Source organism: Allobosea sp. P4_H5 (assembly GCF_056400825.1).
In genome coordinates, this window is the sequence record NZ_JBFUKM010000008.1 from 1 (window position 1) to 15,004 (window position 15,004).

A 15,004-nucleotide genomic window follows, 5' to 3' on the forward strand; every position below is an offset into this window, starting at 1 on the left:
GGCCCAGCGCTGGCCCAGCGCTCGGCGGATGCGGCCAAGGAGATCAAAGGGCTGATCACCGCCTCCAGCATCGAGGTCGAGAAGGGCGTCGCGCTGGTCGGCCAGACCGGAACGGCGCTGGAGCGGATGTCCGGCGAGATCACCCGCGCCACCTCGCTGGTCGCCGAGATCGCCTCGGCTGCCCAGGAGCAGGCGACCGGACTGCAGGAGGTCAACACCGCCGTCAACGAGATGGACCAGGCGACGCAGCAGAACGCCGCCATGGCCGAGCAGTCGACCGCCGCCTCGCAGGCGCTGGCCCAGGAAGCCGACAGACTCGCCGCGCTGGTCGGGCGCTTCCGTCTCGGCGGCGACGTGGTTGCCTTGAAGGCGATGGCGGGCAAGATGGCGCAGGCTACGGCGCCTGCGCCGCGTCCGGCGCGCGCCATGGCGGCGGCGCCTGCCTCGAACCATGGCAGCGCCGCGCGCAAGGTCGCCAATGGCGGCGATCGCGGCTGGGAGGAATTTTGAGCACGCCTAGCGAGATTGCTGCAGAGATCGGCTTCGACGACTTCCTCAAGGTCGATGTTCGCGTCGGCACCATCGTCGAAGCCGTTCCCTTCCCCGAAGCGCGCAAGCCGGCGATCAAGCTGGTGATCGACTTCGGCGGCACGATCGGCCGCAAGAAGTCGTCTGCGCAGATCACCAGGCACTATCGGCCCGAGGACCTCACGGGCCGGCAGGTGCTGGCGGTGGTGAACTTCCCGCCGCGCCAGATCGGCAAGTTCATGTCGGAGGTGCTGACCCTGGGCGTACCCGATGCCGACGGCGAGGTCGTGCTGATCGGCCCATCGCTCGAGGTGCCTGCGGGCGGGCGGCTGTACTGAGTCGTCTGGTCAGGCGGCCCGATCCTGCGGCCAGGTTCCCGTCGCGAGCGTGGTCGGCGCCGGTTCCGGCTCGCTCCAGCGCAGAGGCAGCGCCGCCTTGCGCCGCCAGGCCCGCGTGATCTCGACCTTCAGCAGGCGCTTGGCGCCGTCGAAGCCAGCCAGCTCCGGGCCAGTCCAGACGATCTCCGCCACCCCCTGCAGCTGCAGCAGGTCGCCCTTGGCGAAGTCGATGAAAAGCAGGGATGTCGCTGGCTCGCGCAGCAGATTGCCGAAGGTGTTGAAATAGCTGTTGCCGGCGAAGTCCGGCACCGTCAGCCGGTTGCCTGCGATCCGGACAAAGCCCGGCCTGCCGCCGCGATGCGAGATGTCGAGCCCGCTCTCCGAGCCGCTGGCGATGAAGAGCGTGTCCGCTTCCGCGATCAGCGCGCCAGCTGCCGCGTCGAGGCTGCCGAGATCTTCGGTGACAGTCGTGGCGGGCGGCGCGATCTCATGCTGCCGCACCTGGATGTACTTGGCGCAGTTGCCGAAGCTCTGGCTTACGGCGATCCTCAGGCCGTTTCCGTCGCGCTCGCTGATGAGACCATTGGCGCGGTTGCGCCTTCGCGTGCGCAGATCGAGCCCGAGCAGGCCGATCGGAGCGCTGGCGCTGAGTGCGCTGTCAGCAGGATCGCCGGGGGAGGGCAAGGCAGCGACGGCGAGTTCATTTGGTGTCGGGCTGGTGACGAAGCCTTCCGGGCCGGTGAGGACCGTCGCGATCGGCTTGCCCTGTGCGTCGCGCCCCGCTGCAAAGAGATAGGGCAGCAGCGCGAAGAAATCGCGATGCTGGTCCGGCATGAAGGTACGGATGCCGGCGCCACGCGAGCTCTCGCCGGCGAGCGCCTGCGCCTCCAGCTCACCTTCATGGAAGGGCGAGGCGTCCATGATCTCAGCCCTTCACGGGAATGGGCGAGGGCGGGATCGGCTTGAAGAAGGGCAGGGCCTCGATGCGCTTGAGCCAGGCCCGCACCGCCGGATAGGGATCGAGCGGGATGCCGCCCTCTGGCGCATGCGCGACATAGGAATAGCAGGCGAGGTCGGCGATCGTCGGGTGCTCGGCGGCGAGGAAGCTGCGGCCGGCCAGATGCCCTTCCATGAAGGGAAGCAGGCGGGCGGCGATGCGCTCGGCCCTCACCGGATCGTCCTCGTATTTGAACTGCGCGATCATCCGGGCAATCGCCGGGCCGTGCATGACCTCGCCGGCGGCGATCGAGAGCCAGCGCTGCACCTGCGCGGCCGCGACCGGCTCCTGCGGAAGCCAGTCGCTCTCCGGCGCGTAGCGCCTGGCCAGATAGACCAGGATGGCGTTGCTGTCGGCCAGGATGAGGTCGCCGTCCTGGAGCACCGGGATCTGGCCGAGCGGGTTGAGCTTGCGGAAAGCCTCGCTGCGACGGACGTCCGCCGGGGCCGGGACGGCATCGAAATCCAGCCCGAGCGCGCGCAGCAGCAATTCGACGCGGTGGGTATGGCCCGACAGGGGGGTGCCGTGGAGCGTGATCTTGGCTTGGGTCATCAGGGCCTCGCGATGGTACTGGGCTCAATCTGATTGTTTCAGTTGGGCGTCGATAGCTGGTAGGCTGGCAAATCAGAATTCCGAATGATGGAATGATCATGGACCGGCTCGACGAACTCGCCATCTTCGTCGCGATCATCGACACCGGCAGCCTCGCCGGCGCGGCGCGCCAGCTCAGGCGTTCGCGTCCGGCGGTGACGCGGGCGCTTGCGGCGCTGGAGGAGCGTGCCGGCGTCAGGTTGATCGCGCGGACGACGCGGCAGCTGATGGCGACCGAGGCGGGGCGGGAGCTGGCGGCCTCGGCCCGCAACATCCTCGCGGAGTATGATGCGTCGCTCTCGGGCGTGACGGCTGCGCCGATGCGCGGCCTGATCCGGATCACGGCGCCGACCGCCTTCGGTCGCCGCCATGTCACGCCGATCGTCGCCGAATTCCTCGACCTGCACCCCGAAATCCAGATCGAGCTGGTGCTGGCCGACCGCAATCTCGACCTGATCGAGGAGGGGCTGCATCTGGCAGTCCGCATCGGCGCGCTACCGAGTTCGCGGCTGGTCGCCCGTAAGGTCGGCGAAGTCAGGCGCGTGCTGGTCGCAGCACCGGCCTATCTGGAGCGCCGTGGCACGCCGCAGCGGCCGGCCGATCTCGCCGGCCATGACACCATCGTCAGCATCGCCGCCGGCCAGAGCATGCTCTGGCGTTTCGCTGGAGGAGCGCGGAGCGCGACCGTTCAGGTCACGCCGCGCCTGATCGTCAACGAGATCGAGTCCGTGCTGATTGCGACCCGCTCCGGCCGCGGCCTTGCGCGGGCGCTGTCCTATCAGGCAGCGCCCGATATCGAGGCTGGCACGCTGGTCCGGATCATGCGCGAATGGGAGCCGTCGGCCTCGCCGGTGCAGCTCGTGGTGCCGAGCGGGCAGCACCTTCAGCCGAAGGTGCGCGCCTTCCTCGATTTCGCCGCCGGCCGGCTGCAGCAATTGCCGGTGATCAAGCCGGAACACTGAGCGGGATCAGCGCAGCGTCGCATGCTGGGCCGCCTCCTCATGGATCCAGCGACGGAAGGCCGCGATCGCCGGGCGCTGCGCCACGGCCTCTGGGCAGACGACATAGTATTGGTAGGCGCCCGGCAATTGCTGAGGGAAGGGGCGCACCAGGCGGCCGGCTTCGAGATAGTCGCCGATCAGGGCGCTGGTCGCGAGTGCGATGCCCTGGCCCGAGGATGCGGCCTGCAGGGCAAGGAAGGTATGTGAAAAGCGCGGACCGTGCGAGGCGTCGATGTCGTCGACGCCGGCATAGGCGAGCCATTGCGGCCAGGTCACATATTCCGGGATGCCCTCTGCCAGCTCATGCAGCAAGGTGTGATGGCGCAGGTCGGACGGCTCGCGCAACGGCCGCTCGGGATCGTTGAGGAGCGCCGCGTTGCAGACGGGAAAGAAGGTTTCCGTCATCAGCAGTTCGGAGTGCAGGCCGGTATAGGCGCCCTGGCCGTAGCGGACGGCGATGTCGACATCCTCGCGGGTGAAATCGGTGAGATGCATCGACACGGAGATGCGCACCTCCAGCTCGGGGTGGCGCTGTTTGAGCACACCGAGGCGCGGAATCAGCCAGCTCAGCGCGAAACTCGGCATGGTGCTGACCGTGAGGACATTGGCGGTATCGGGCCGCAAGGCTCGCGCGGTGGCCTCGTCGAGCTGGTCGAGCACCTGCGAGATCGAGACGGCGTAGCGTTGGCCGAGCGGGGTCAGCGCGATGCCCTTGCTCGGCAGCCGGGTGAAGAGCGGCCGCCGGAGCCAGGCTTCGAGGGTCTTGACCTGCTGGCCGACGGCGCTGGCGGTGACGGCCAGTTCGTCGCCCGCCCGTTCATAATTGAGGTGCCGTGACGCGGCTTCGAAAGCGCGCAGCGAGGTCAGGGGCGGGAGGTGGCGGCGGGACATTGAATGGCCAAGTTTTGCTTGGGCTGAGGCAAAGAAGTTCTCATTTGCTTCCAAGGCTCGCAAGCCCCAAATTTCCAATCAGAAATGAGATCAAAGGAGGCCGTGATGCCGGCCGGGACCACCACAGAAAATCTTTCGCTTTCGACTTCGCACCATGCGGCGCATGGGCTCGCCGGGCTGTTTCTGCGTTTCGAGGACTGGCTGACGGCGCGGGCCAGCGCGCGGGCGCTCTATCGCATGGACGATGCGGCGCTTTCCGACATCGCCTTGTCGCGCAGCGATGTGGAGCGGGTGAACAGCTCGGCCCGCAAGGCCCTGTGGAGCCACTGAGTCAGTCCCCGTCATTCCGGGGCGCGCCGGAGGCGTGAGCCCAGAACCTATGAACGCAATGCTGCCGGAAGGGCGCGGTGACGGCCGCGTCCTTATTGTGGTGGCAGGTGTTCATGGGTTCCGGGCTCTTTGCTGCGCAATGCCCCGGAAAGACAGTGCGGTTCCGCGAGCCGCCTACCAGAAGCCGCCCGCTCAGACCGGCAGCCTGACCGTGGCGCGCAGGCCGCCGAGCGGCGACTCGCCCAGCATGATGTCTCCGCCATGCGAGCGGGCGATGTCGCGAGCGATGGCGAGGCCAAGGCCAGTGCCGCCGCCGTCGACATTGCGGGCCTCGTCGACGCGGAAGAACGGCTTGAAGACGTCTTCGCGCAGCTCGGGCGGGATGCCCGGGCCGTCATCGTCGACCATGACGATCAGATAGCGCGCGTCATGGGTGGCGCGGATGGCGATGCGGTCGCCGAAGCGCGCGGCATTCGAAACCAGATTGGTGAGCAGGCGCCGGATCGCGTCGGGCCGGACGACAACCAGCGGGTCGCCGACCACGGTGAGCTCGGTCTGGTGATCCTGACGTTCGGCGTCGGCCTTGAGCGTTTCCAGCAAGGCGCGGATATCGGCCTCGACCGGCGCCTCGCCGGCATCGCCACGCGCGAAGGCGAGATAATCCTCGAGCATGCGGCTCATCTCGTCGACATCCTTCTCGAGCGCATCGAGGTCGGGCGACTTTTCGAGAAGGGCAAGAGAGAGCTTGAACCGCGTCAGAATGGTCCGCAAATCGTGGCTGACGCCGTTCAGCATCATGGTGCGCTCGCCGATCGAGCGTTCGACGCGCCGCTTCATCTCGATGAAGGCGTTGCCGGCGCGGCGGACCTCGCGCGCGCCGCGCGGTCGGAAATCGGCGTCGCGGCCCTTGCCGAACGCTTCAGCGGCGTCGGCCAGACGCAAGATCGGCCGGATCTGATTGCGCAGGAACAGCACTGCGATGGTGAGCAGGATCAGCGAGGTGCCGATCATCCAGAGCAGGAAGATGTGGCTGTTCGAGGCATAGGCCTGGCTGCGCCGGGTCAGCACCCGCATCACGTCCTTGCCGATCTTGATCCGGATCTCGATCAGGCTGGAGCGGCCGACCGTGTCGAGCCAGAAGGGCCGCTTGACCTGTTGGGCGAGCTCGGCCGAGAGCGCACTGTCGAGCAGCGAGAAGAAGGGGCGGGTGCCGGGCGCCGGCAGGTCGGTATCGGGCAGGATCTCGACATCCATGCCGAGCCGCTCCTCGGCGATGCGGCCGATCACCGTCGCCTGGTCGTCCTGCGGATAGCTCTCATAGACGTCGATCAGCGTCGCGATCTCGGAGGAGACAGCCGAGGAAAGACGCTGCGTCACCGTCTGCCAGTGCCGCTCCATGAAGACATAGGCGATGACCGATTGCAGCAGCACGACCGGTGCGATGACGATGACGAGGGCGCGCGGATAGAGCCCCTTGGGCATGATGCGTGCGACCGGGCGAAGCCAGCGCTCCGGCAGGCGCCGGAGCGGCGCGATCGCGGCGGAGAGCGCCGACATGCCCTTGCTGCAGGCGAAGCGCAGTTTCGCCAACGTCCGCGCGGCGAGCGGGACGAGGCGACGCCTGAGCGAAGCGTCGGCCATGCCGGTCAGTTCCTGTCGACGACGAGGCGGTAGCCGATGCCGCGCACGGTCTGGAGATAAAGCGGGTCGGCCGGGTCGCGCTCGATCTTTCGGCGCAGCCGGTTGATCTGTACGTCGATGGTACGGTCGTTGGCGGCGGAGCCCTGGGCGGCGAGCTGCTCGCGCGGGACATGCTCGCCGGCTCGTTCGGCCAAAGTGGTCAGGATCTCGCGCTCGCGCTCGGTCAGGCGGATCGAGTCCTCGCCCTGGCGCAGTTCGCCGCGGGCGAGGCCGTAGACGAAGGGGCCGAAACGGACATAGTCCGGCCGCATCGGCGCAGCCGGCGCCTCGGGCTGGGCGTTCCGCTTCAGGACATTGCCGAGGCGCAGGATCAGCTCGCGCGGCTCGAAGGGCTTGGAGAGATAGTCGTCGACGCCGATCTCCAGGCCGTTGATGCGGTCGTTCGAATCGGCGCGAGCGGTCAGCATCAGGATCGGCACCTGCGAGTTCTTGCGCAGGCGGCGGGCGAAGTCGAAGCCGTTCTCGCCCGGCATCATCACATCGAGCACCATGGCGTCGAAGACGAGATGGCCGAGGCGAGTATCGGCGTCGGCGGCGTTGGCAGCGGTGGTGACGCGGTAGCCATGGTCGCCAAGGAAGCGCGCCAGCAGGTCGCGCAGGCGGCGATCGTCATCGACAACCAGGATATGCGGGGCCTCGTCAGGCACTGGCTTGAGCACGCTGGCCGCCATCTGGGCTCCTCTTTCCGCCTTCGGCGCGGGCTGACGCGCCGCTGCCTTCGCATAAGGATAGCATAGGCCGCCAGAACTCAGGCCCGCGCCCGAGGACGTCCCGGATAACATTGTCTAACGTTCTGCAACGCGTACGGCGGGCCTGCCCTGCCGCCGGAAACGACTTGCTCTCAACGACCCGCCTTGCCGAAGGTGACACCCCGGTCGGTGACCTTCAGGCCGAAGCGGCCGCGGCCGGTCGGGCTGGCGCGGGAATCGTTCGGCCCGAGGACCATGCCGGTGTAGGTGATGACGCCCTGGCCGAACTGGACCTGGCGCGGCTCCATGCCGACCGTCTCATCCACGCGGCCGACCGGCGTCCAACGGCCGCCGGCTTCCCWGAACACGATCGCCATCTGGTTCATCGCATTGCCGGTCTGGTCGTACTGGTAGCTGACGAAGGCGACGGCATGGGGCGTCGGATCATTCTTGAAGCTGCCATGGAACAGGCTGGCATTGGCGGCCATGTCAATGATCCGGCACGTCCCCTCGCCCTTCTGCGTATAGCAGGGAATGCGGGTCTGCTTGAGATAGCGGGTCACGGTCTCGGCGGCGGGGCCCTTGAGGCCTGCGGTCACGTCCTGCGCCGCCGCCGCGGTGACGAAGCCCGTCATGGCGGCGAAGCCGAAGAGAATCCTGCGCATCATCATCCTGTGTCGTCGTCTCGTCACCGCGGCCCGGCGAGCGCGTCCTGCACCTTCTTGCGCTCGGACGGGTCGATCAACCCCGCGAGATAGCGTGCGACGATCTCGCCCGCCTCAGGTCCCACCTGGGCGAGCGCGCCGTTGATGCGCTTGCCCTGCAGCTGCGCCAGCCTGACGGCGAGCTCGCGGCCGGCCTGGGTGGCGTAGAGATTGCGCTGGCGCTTGTCCTGCGTGCCCGTGCGCGACTCGACGAAGCCGGTTTCGACCAGCTCCTTCAGGACGCGGTTGAGGCTCTGCTTGGTGATCTGCAGGATGTCGAGCAGCTCGGCGATCGTCAGCCCCGGCCGGCGCTCGACGAAATGCAGGACCCGGTGATGGGCGCGGCCGAAGCCGTAATCGGCGAGGATGCGGTCGGGATCGCCGACGAAGTCGCGATAGGCGAAGAAGAACAGCTCGATCAATTCGTAAGGCACGGTGGTATCAGGCGCCCCGAACGGGACGGCAGAAGCTGGATGCAATACGGGTGTGCTCACCATCACGCTCATTTTTTATGTCAGCCTTGTTGACATATCTCAGACGTAAGATTACCGGTCAAGCACGCGGAGCGACCGATTATGTCGCGGGCGCCGCTTCCGGCGCAGCATAGATACCGCGCTTGCACGCTCTTCCGGCCTGTGGCGGAGTGGTTTGCAAGAAGAGCATCTGGAGGACTGTACCATGTCTGTCATTCCTTTCGACCAGCGCGACGGCGTCATCTGGTTCGACGGCAAGCTCGTGCCGTGGAAGGAGGCCAAGGTGCACGTACTCACCCATGGTCTGCACTACGGCTCCTGCGTCTTCGAAGGCGAGCGAGCCTATGACGGCGTGATCTACAAGTGCACCGAGCACTCGCAGCGCTTCCACAAGTCGGCCGAGATCATGGATTTCACGATCCCGTATTCGGTCGCCGAGATCGACGCCGCGAAATATCTCTGTCTGAAGGAGAACGGCCTGAAGGACGCTTATCTGCGTCCGGTCGCCTGGCGTGGCTCGGAGATGATGGCCGTCTCGGGCATGAACAACACCATCCACACGGCGATCGCAGTGTGGGAGTGGCCCAGCATGTTCGACATGGCGCAGAAGCTGAAGGGCGTGCGCCTTGATCTTGCGACCTATCGCCGGCCCGATCCGGCCTGCGCGCCGGTCCATGCCAAGGCGGCGGGGCTCTACATGATCTGCTCGCTCTCCAAGCATAAGGCGGAGCGCGCCGGCTATGCCGACGCGATGATGCTCGACTGGGAAGGCAATGTCGCCGAGTGCACCGGCGCCAACATCTTCTTCATCAAGGACGGCGTGGTCCACACCCCGCTGGCCGACCGCTTCCTCAACGGCATCACCCGCCAGTCGGTGATCGACCTGTGCAGGAAGCGCGGCTTCGAGGTGGTCGAGCGCCGCATCCGGCCGGAAGAGCTCGAAGGCTTCGCGGAGTGCTTCATCACCGGCTCGGCGGCCGAGGTGACGCTGGTCTCCGAAATCGGACCCTACAAGTTCGTCACCGGCAATATGGGCAAGGTGATCATGGAAGACTATTCGGACGAGGTCCGGCAGGCTTCCAAGGCCGCGGCCTGAGTCGCCTCATCGCCATGCTCGCCGTTCAGCGAGCATGGCGAGCTTGTGATAGATCGCCGATGCCCTGTCCGGGCGCCGCCGTGGCGGTCCCTCGGCAGGATCGAAATGCCACAGGGGCCGCGCGACAGGTCGGGCGAGCGCTGTGCTGCCTTGACCGTGACCGGCCCCGTCGCCATCGTGCCAGCAGCGATCTTCTCTCGATACGAGGCCCCCATGCGCCGGGTTTCCCTTTTCTCCACCCTTGCCGCCGCGATCTGCCTGACCGGCCTGTCCGCCCAGGCCGCGGGTGGGCGTTACGTCAACCCCGCCGACCGGGCGGAAGAGCGCATCATCGCGATGTATGGCAACCTGCCGGCCTGCGAGGATCCGGCGGTGCTCGGGGCGATCACCAGCCGTTTCAATTCGCGCGAGGCCAAGTTCTGGGGCCCGCTGCAGGCGGTCAGCTTCGACCGTGTCCAGCCGATCGCCTGGCGGCCCTGGGGCGAGGATTTCATCCCGCGCCGCTTCTGCACCGCGCGGGTCCTGACCAATGACGGCGTGCTGCGCCGGGTCGATTATTCGGTGCGCGAGAATCTCGGCCTGTTCGGCTACACTTGGAACGTCAACTGGTGCGTCTCGGGGCTCGATCGTCACCGCTCCTATGCGCCCGATTGCAAGATGGCCCGTCCCTGATCCAGGCACAGCCATGCGACTGAAGCGAACCGCCGCCGGCCTGCTGGCCGCCTTCTGCGCGCTCGGCGGCACAGCCTTGGCGCAAGGCCGCTATGATCGTGGCGGTACGCCGGGCGATTTCGATTTCTATGTGCTCGCGCTCTCCTGGTCGCCGGGCTTCTGCGAGATCGACGGCGGGCGCGGCCGCAATCGCGAGCAATGCGCTCCGGGCGCCAATCTCGGCTTCGTCGTGCACGGTCTCTGGCCGCAATATGAGCGGGGATTTCCGAGCGATTGCGGCCCCTCCGGCCGCAGCCCGTCGCGCATGGCAATGGATCAGGCCGAGGGCCTGTTCCCGACCGAGAGCCTTGCGCGCTATCAGTGGCGCAAGCACGGCACCTGCTCCGGCTCGAGCCCGTCCGACTATTTCGCCGATGTCCGCCGCGCCCGGGAGAAGGTCAAGCTTCCGCCGGCGCTGGCGATGGTCGACAGCGAGCGGAGCTGGACGGTGCTCGATCTCGAGCGCGCCTTCGTCGACGCCAATCCGGGCCTGCGTACCGACATGATGTCGGTTTCCTGCCGGCGCGGCGTGCTGGAGGAGGTGCGCATCTGCTTCAGCAAGGACCTGCGCGGCTTCCGCAGCTGCGGCGAGGTCGATCGTTCCGGCTGCCGCGCCCGCGATTTCCGCGTCAACGCGATCCGCTGACCCGATGAACTACCGCCACGGTTTCCATGCCGGCAATTTCGCCGATGTGCTCAAGCATGTCGTGCTGATGCGCGTGCTCACGCATCTCAATGCCAAGGACAAGCCCTGGCGCGTGATCGACACCCATGCCGGCGCCGGTCGCTACGATCTCGGCTCCGAGGAGGCGCTGAAGACGCATGAATGGCGCGACGGCGTCGCGCGGCTCGATCAGGCGCCGCTCGCGCCGCAGGTGGAAGCGCTGCTGAAGCCCTGGCGCGAGGCGCTCTCGGCTACACGCAGCCGGCACGGCGCCGAGGCCTATCCGGGCTCGCCCTGGCTCTGCCGCCATGCCATGCGCGCGGATGACCGGCTGATCGCCGCAGAGCTGCATGAGAACACCTTCCGCAAGCTGAGCCAGGCGCTCGGCCGCGACGAGCGCTGCAAGGCGCTCGAGATCGACGGTTGGACGGCACTGCGCGCCAATGTCCCGCCGAAGGAGCGGCGCGGCCTCGTCCTGATCGACCCGCCTTTCGAGGAGAAGGACGAGTTCGCGACGCTCGCAGCCGAGTTCATCGCCGCGCATCGCAAATGGCCGACCGGCATCTATGCGCTCTGGTATCCGATCAAGGACGGGAGCGCGGTGGAAGGCCTGTTCGATTCGATTCTCGATGCTGGCATCGGTCGCCTGCTCCGGATGGAGATCGACGTCGATCGCCCCGACGCCGCCGGTGGCCTGAGCGCAACCGGGATGCTCCTCGTCAATCCGCCCTGGCTGCTGGCCCAGGAGGCGGAGACCCTGCTGCCGGCCCTGTGCGAGCGGCTCGCGCAGGGGCCGCGCCCGCGCTATCGCTGCGAGGCGATTCGCCCCGACGGCTGACCGCCCTTTTCGCCAACCCGAAGGCTGCACCGATGCTGATCCTGCGCTCCTCTCCGACCTCGCCCTTCGGCCGCAAGGTCAAGATCGCCATCGCCGAGCTCGGGCTGGAAGAGCGAATCGAGGTCGTGCCGGCCGACACCAACGATCCGGCGGAATCGCTGCGGCGCCAGAATCCGCTCGGCAAGGTCCCGACCCTGGTGTTCGAGGATGGCTCGACGCTGTTCGATTCGCGCGTGATCACCGAATATCTCGATCATCTCGTCGGCGGCGGCAGACTCTTCCCGACCGGGGAAGGGCGCTTTGCGCAACTGCGCCTGCAGGCGCTTGCCGACGGCATCTGCGATGCCGGGCTGCTGCAGGTCTATGAGGTTCGCCTGCGATCGCCCGAGATGCGCAGCCCGGTTTGGACGGAGAACCAGGCCGGCAAGGTTGCCAGGGCGCTTGCGGCGCTCGAAGCCGCGCCGCCCGCTTACGAGCGACCGCGCATCGGTGAGATTGCGCTCGCCTGCGCCCTCGGCTATCTCGATCTGCGGTTCGAGGGAGCCTGGCGCGCCGATCATCCGGTGCTGGTCGGCTGGCTCGAGGGCTTTGCCGCCAAGGTGCCGGCTTTCGAGGCGACGCGCTTCAAGGGGTAGTGCCCGCCAGATCAGATTGTGCCGTCATTCCGGACAAGCGGCGGAACCGCGCAGCTCTGGAATCTATCGTAGGTCGCTGAGCCCCACGATGGATTCTGGCGTTCCACGTCGCTGCGACTGGATTGACGATGCAACCTGGCAGCCCGTCCAGAACGACGTTCTAACGCTTCAGACAACAAAAAACCCGGTGGCCGAAGCCACCGGGTTCGTTCTGTCTCCGGGAGGAGAAAATCAGAACTTGTAGCTGAGGCGGGCGCGGACGAGCGAGAAGTCCGTGCTGACCTTGTCGGCGCCGTTGAAGACGCGCTTGTCGCCGAGGTCGACGTAGAGATACTCGACGCCGCCAACCAGGTTGTTGGTGAAGGCGTACTCGACGCCCGCGCCGACGGTCCAGCCGGTGTGGGTGTTGGAGTCCGAGTTCAGGCCGTTGAGGGTCAGACCCGGCACCAGCGAGGTCTTCACGCTGCCGTAGGCAAGACCACCGGTGATGTAGGGCAGGAACCGGTCGAAGGCGTAGCCGACGCGGCCACGGACGGTGCCGAACCACTCGGTCTTGCCTTCGCTGACGCGACCCAGACCAGCGAAGCTCGGGCCAGCCTTCAGGTCAGCGCCCTGGAAGTCGGCTTCAGCGCCGAGGACGATCTGGCCGAGCTGGTAGTTGTAGCCAACCTGGCCACCACCGACGAAGCCGTCGAAATCGCCGAAGGCGTTGACGCCACGCGACTTCATGTTGCCCCAGCCGTAGCCGGCGTTGGCACCGACGTAGAAGCCGGTCCAGGTGAAGGCAGGAACGTAAACCGGGGCAACGACCGGGCCCTTGCGGCTCGGCAGGTCGGCAGCGGAGGCAGCGCCGGCAGCGATGAGGCCGAGGGCCGCAACGCCCGAAAGCAGATACTTCTTCATGACAAACTCCTTAGTCATCGTATTTCCGGCGCTGGCCGGCGGGTGATCCCAGTAGCCTCGTTATAAGGCAGGTGACGGGCCGTGTCTGTTGCGGCAAGAACACATGTGCTGGTCAGACCGAGGCGAAATTGCGGCACGATCCGGAACAAGCAAGGCATATTGATCAATTTCGGTTAGTCTTTGTTAAGGCAGTGTGAATTGGCTAACCGAATACTAACGCAACGGTAGCGACTACGGACCGCGATCACATAATCGCCTGGATCGGCTTTTGGTTCCCTCGCAGGTGCAGCCCTGTCATGCGCCGACTGCTTGCAGCACGCCTCGGCCCATGCTTTAGCCGACTGGCCCCGCCTTTCCCGTCGAGACCTGCGTGCCTCCGCTTTCGATCTTCATCATCGCGCGCGACGAAGCCGACCGCATCGGCCGCACCATAGCTGCGGTCCGCGGCCTCAGCGATGACATCGTCGTGATTGATTCCGGCTCGGCCGACGGCACCCAGGCCATTGCGGCTGATCTGGGCGCGCGCGTGATCGAGCGCGCGTGGCCGGGCTATGGCCCGCAGAAGCGCTTCGCCGAGGAGCAGTGCCGCCATCCCTGGCTGCTCAATCTCGACGCCGACGAGGTGACGCCGCCGGATCTCGTCGCCGAGATCGCCGCGCTGTTCGCCAGGGGAGAGCCGGCCTGCGACGCCTATCGCATGCGCATCGCCGAGATCTTTCCAGGGGAGGGCGCGCCGCATCGCTTCGCCTATGCGCTCTCGCCGGTCCGGCTCTACCGGGCCGACAAGGGGCGCTATTCGCCGTCGCCGGTGCATGATCGTGTCGACCTCGTGCCGGATGCGCGCGTCGGCAAGCTCAAGGGCACGATCCATCATTATTCGGTGCGTTCGCTCGGCGAGCAGATGCAGAAGCTCAATGCCTACAGCGATGCGCAGGCCGATGATCTCGATGCGCGCGGCGAGACGCTTTCCGTCTTCCGCCTCGTTGCCGAGTTTCCAGCGAACTTCATCAAGGCCTATATCGGGCGGCGTCACATGCTGCGCGGGGTCTATGGCTTCATGACCGCGATGAATTACGCTTTCTACCGCTATCTGCGCGTCGCCAAGCATTGGGAGCGCCGGCTCCAGCGTCGCAGCGCCCGCGGCAACGGCAATGGAGGCCTTGGTGGCTGAGGTCGCCCTCGTCACCGGTGGGGCAAGGCGCATCGGCCGCGCCATTGTCCTGCGCCTGGCTGAGGCCGGCTATGCGGTCGCGATCCACTGCAACAGCTCGCGCGCCGAGGCGCTGGCGCTGGCGGGTGAGATCGGCGCGGCAGGCGGCCGGGCCCATGTCATCGTCGCCGACCTCGTCGATCCCGCGGCGGTCGAGCGGATCGTGCCGGAAGCGGAAGCCGCGCTCGGTCCCGTCAGCCTGCTCGTCAACAGCGCCTCGAGCTTCCTGGTCGACGACCTGCTGGCACTGGATGTGCTCACGTGGAATCGCCAGTTCTCGATCAATCTGCGGGCGCCCTCGATTCTTGCCGGGACGATGGCGAATCGCTTGCCCGCGGAGCGCCAGGGCGCGATCGTCAACATCGTCGATCAGCGCGTCTGGAAGCTGACGCCGCAATATTATTCCTACACGCTGACCAAGGCGGCGCTGCTGACGGCGACGACGACGATGGCGCAGGCGCTGGCGCCGCGGATTCGGGTCAACGCGGTCGGCCCGGGCCCGACCTTCGCCAACCCGCATAACGGCGAGGCGCTGCTGGCGGCAGAGGCCGGCGGCACACCGCTCGGCCGCAAGGTCGAGGCTCACGACATCGCCGAGGCGGTGCTCTATCTGGCGCGGGCCAAGGCGATCACCGGCCAGATGATCGCGGTCGATGCCGGCCAGCACATTGCCTGGCGCACGCCCGACATCGTCGACTGAGCCT

19 protein-coding genes are annotated in these 15,004 nt (G+C 66.9%); 11 read left to right on the plus strand and 8 right to left on the minus strand.

All coding sequences use genetic code 11. The features are described 5' to 3' along the window. Both AC1DS0_RS17235 and AC1DS0_RS17240 read left to right on the plus strand, forming a co-directional pair. Positions 1-510, plus strand: a 510-nt coding sequence (locus tag AC1DS0_RS17235; protein WP_476815523.1) for a methyl-accepting chemotaxis protein, incomplete at its 5' end; no start/stop codon positions are given. Further along, positions 507-866, plus strand: a complete 360-nt coding sequence (locus tag AC1DS0_RS17240; RefSeq protein ID WP_476815524.1) for a tRNA-binding protein — start codon at positions 507-509, stop codon at positions 864-866. The genes AC1DS0_RS17235 and AC1DS0_RS17240, both read left to right, overlap by 4 nt. Before the next feature lie 9 nt (positions 867-875). On the opposite strand, the gene AC1DS0_RS17245 is transcribed toward AC1DS0_RS17240, so the two are convergent. Next, positions 876-1,787, minus strand: a complete 912-nt coding sequence (locus tag AC1DS0_RS17245; RefSeq protein WP_476815525.1) for a pyridoxamine 5'-phosphate oxidase family protein — start codon at positions 1,785-1,787, stop codon at positions 876-878. A gap of 4 nt (positions 1,788-1,791) precedes the next feature. Then, complete coding sequence (locus AC1DS0_RS17250; RefSeq protein ID WP_476815526.1) at positions 1,792-2,415, minus strand: glutathione S-transferase family protein; 624 nt, start codon at positions 2,413-2,415, stop codon at positions 1,792-1,794. Positions 2,416-2,513: 98 nt separating this feature from the next. On the opposite strand from AC1DS0_RS17250, the gene AC1DS0_RS17255 reads away from it, so the two are divergent. Continuing rightward, positions 2,514-3,416 carry a LysR family transcriptional regulator gene (locus AC1DS0_RS17255; RefSeq protein ID WP_476815527.1) on the plus strand — a complete coding sequence of 301 codons (903 nt, stop codon included), beginning with the start codon at positions 2,514-2,516 and terminating at the stop codon, positions 3,414-3,416. 6 nt (positions 3,417-3,422) lie between these two features. On the opposite strand, the gene gcvA is transcribed toward AC1DS0_RS17255, so the two are convergent. Further along, positions 3,423-4,346, minus strand: coding sequence for a transcriptional regulator GcvA (gene gcvA / locus AC1DS0_RS17260; RefSeq protein ID WP_476815528.1), 924 nt, complete (start codon positions 4,344-4,346; stop codon positions 3,423-3,425). Positions 4,347-4,451: 105 nt separating this feature from the next. On the opposite strand from gcvA, the gene AC1DS0_RS17265 reads away from it, so the two are divergent. Further along, a complete protein-coding gene (locus AC1DS0_RS17265) occupies positions 4,452-4,676 on the plus strand; it encodes a DUF1127 domain-containing protein (protein ID WP_476815529.1) in 225 nt (74 codons plus the stop codon). A gap of 192 nt (positions 4,677-4,868) precedes the next feature. On the opposite strand, the gene AC1DS0_RS17270 is transcribed toward AC1DS0_RS17265, so the two are convergent. The 4 genes from AC1DS0_RS17270 to AC1DS0_RS17285 all read right to left on the minus strand — a co-directional run bounded on the left by AC1DS0_RS17270 (position 4,869) and on the right by AC1DS0_RS17285 (position 8,204). Then, on the minus strand, positions 4,869-6,233 hold the full coding sequence (locus AC1DS0_RS17270) for an ATP-binding protein (RefSeq protein WP_476815804.1): 1,365 nt from the start codon (positions 6,231-6,233) through the stop codon (positions 4,869-4,871). An 89-nt stretch (positions 6,234-6,322) separates the two neighbouring features. Continuing rightward, the gene (locus AC1DS0_RS17275) at positions 6,323-7,048 is read right to left on the minus strand and encodes a response regulator (RefSeq protein ID WP_476815530.1); all 726 of its coding nucleotides are present in this window, start codon (positions 7,046-7,048) and stop codon (positions 6,323-6,325) included. Positions 7,049-7,218: 170 nt separating this feature from the next. After that, on the minus strand, positions 7,219-7,731 hold the full coding sequence (locus AC1DS0_RS17280) for a hypothetical protein (RefSeq protein ID WP_476815531.1): 513 nt from the start codon (positions 7,729-7,731) through the stop codon (positions 7,219-7,221). 23 nt (positions 7,732-7,754) lie between these two features. Next, positions 7,755-8,204, minus strand: coding sequence for a MarR family winged helix-turn-helix transcriptional regulator (locus AC1DS0_RS17285; protein WP_476815532.1), 450 nt, complete (start codon positions 8,202-8,204; stop codon positions 7,755-7,757). Positions 8,205-8,448: 244 nt separating this feature from the next. On the opposite strand from AC1DS0_RS17285, the gene AC1DS0_RS17290 reads away from it, so the two are divergent. From AC1DS0_RS17290 to AC1DS0_RS17310, 5 genes are all read left to right on the plus strand, one after another. Continuing rightward, entirely contained in the window at positions 8,449-9,339 is an 891-nt protein-coding gene (locus tag AC1DS0_RS17290; protein ID WP_476815533.1) for a branched-chain amino acid aminotransferase, read from the plus strand. Between the two features lie 213 nt (positions 9,340-9,552). Then, positions 9,553-10,011, plus strand: coding sequence for a hypothetical protein (locus tag AC1DS0_RS17295; protein ID WP_476815534.1), 459 nt, complete (start codon positions 9,553-9,555; stop codon positions 10,009-10,011). A gap of 13 nt (positions 10,012-10,024) precedes the next feature. Beyond that, positions 10,025-10,696 carry a ribonuclease T2 family protein gene (locus tag AC1DS0_RS17300; protein WP_476815535.1) on the plus strand — a complete coding sequence of 224 codons (672 nt, stop codon included), beginning with the start codon at positions 10,025-10,027 and terminating at the stop codon, positions 10,694-10,696. 4 nt (positions 10,697-10,700) lie between these two features. Continuing rightward, on the plus strand, positions 10,701-11,552 hold the full coding sequence (locus AC1DS0_RS17305; RefSeq protein ID WP_476815536.1) for a 23S rRNA (adenine(2030)-N(6))-methyltransferase RlmJ: 852 nt from the start codon (positions 10,701-10,703) through the stop codon (positions 11,550-11,552). Between the two features lie 32 nt (positions 11,553-11,584). After that, complete coding sequence (locus AC1DS0_RS17310; protein WP_476815537.1) at positions 11,585-12,187, plus strand: glutathione S-transferase N-terminal domain-containing protein; 603 nt, start codon at positions 11,585-11,587, stop codon at positions 12,185-12,187. 231 nt (positions 12,188-12,418) lie between these two features. Here the strand turns inward: AC1DS0_RS17310 and AC1DS0_RS17315 are convergent, their stop codons facing one another. Next, positions 12,419-13,090, minus strand: coding sequence for an outer membrane protein (locus AC1DS0_RS17315; RefSeq protein ID WP_476815538.1), 672 nt, complete (start codon positions 13,088-13,090; stop codon positions 12,419-12,421). Between the two features lie 370 nt (positions 13,091-13,460). Between AC1DS0_RS17315 and AC1DS0_RS17320 the strand changes: the two genes are divergently transcribed. Next, entirely contained in the window at positions 13,461-14,261 is an 801-nt protein-coding gene (locus AC1DS0_RS17320; RefSeq protein WP_476815539.1) for a glycosyltransferase family 2 protein, read from the plus strand. Beyond that, positions 14,254-15,000 (plus strand): SDR family oxidoreductase, encoded by a 747-nt coding sequence (locus AC1DS0_RS17325; RefSeq protein WP_476815540.1) that lies wholly within the window; start codon positions 14,254-14,256, stop codon positions 14,998-15,000. Before AC1DS0_RS17320 ends, AC1DS0_RS17325 begins: the two co-directional genes overlap by 8 nt. Positions 15,001-15,004 lie beyond the last annotated feature (4 nt).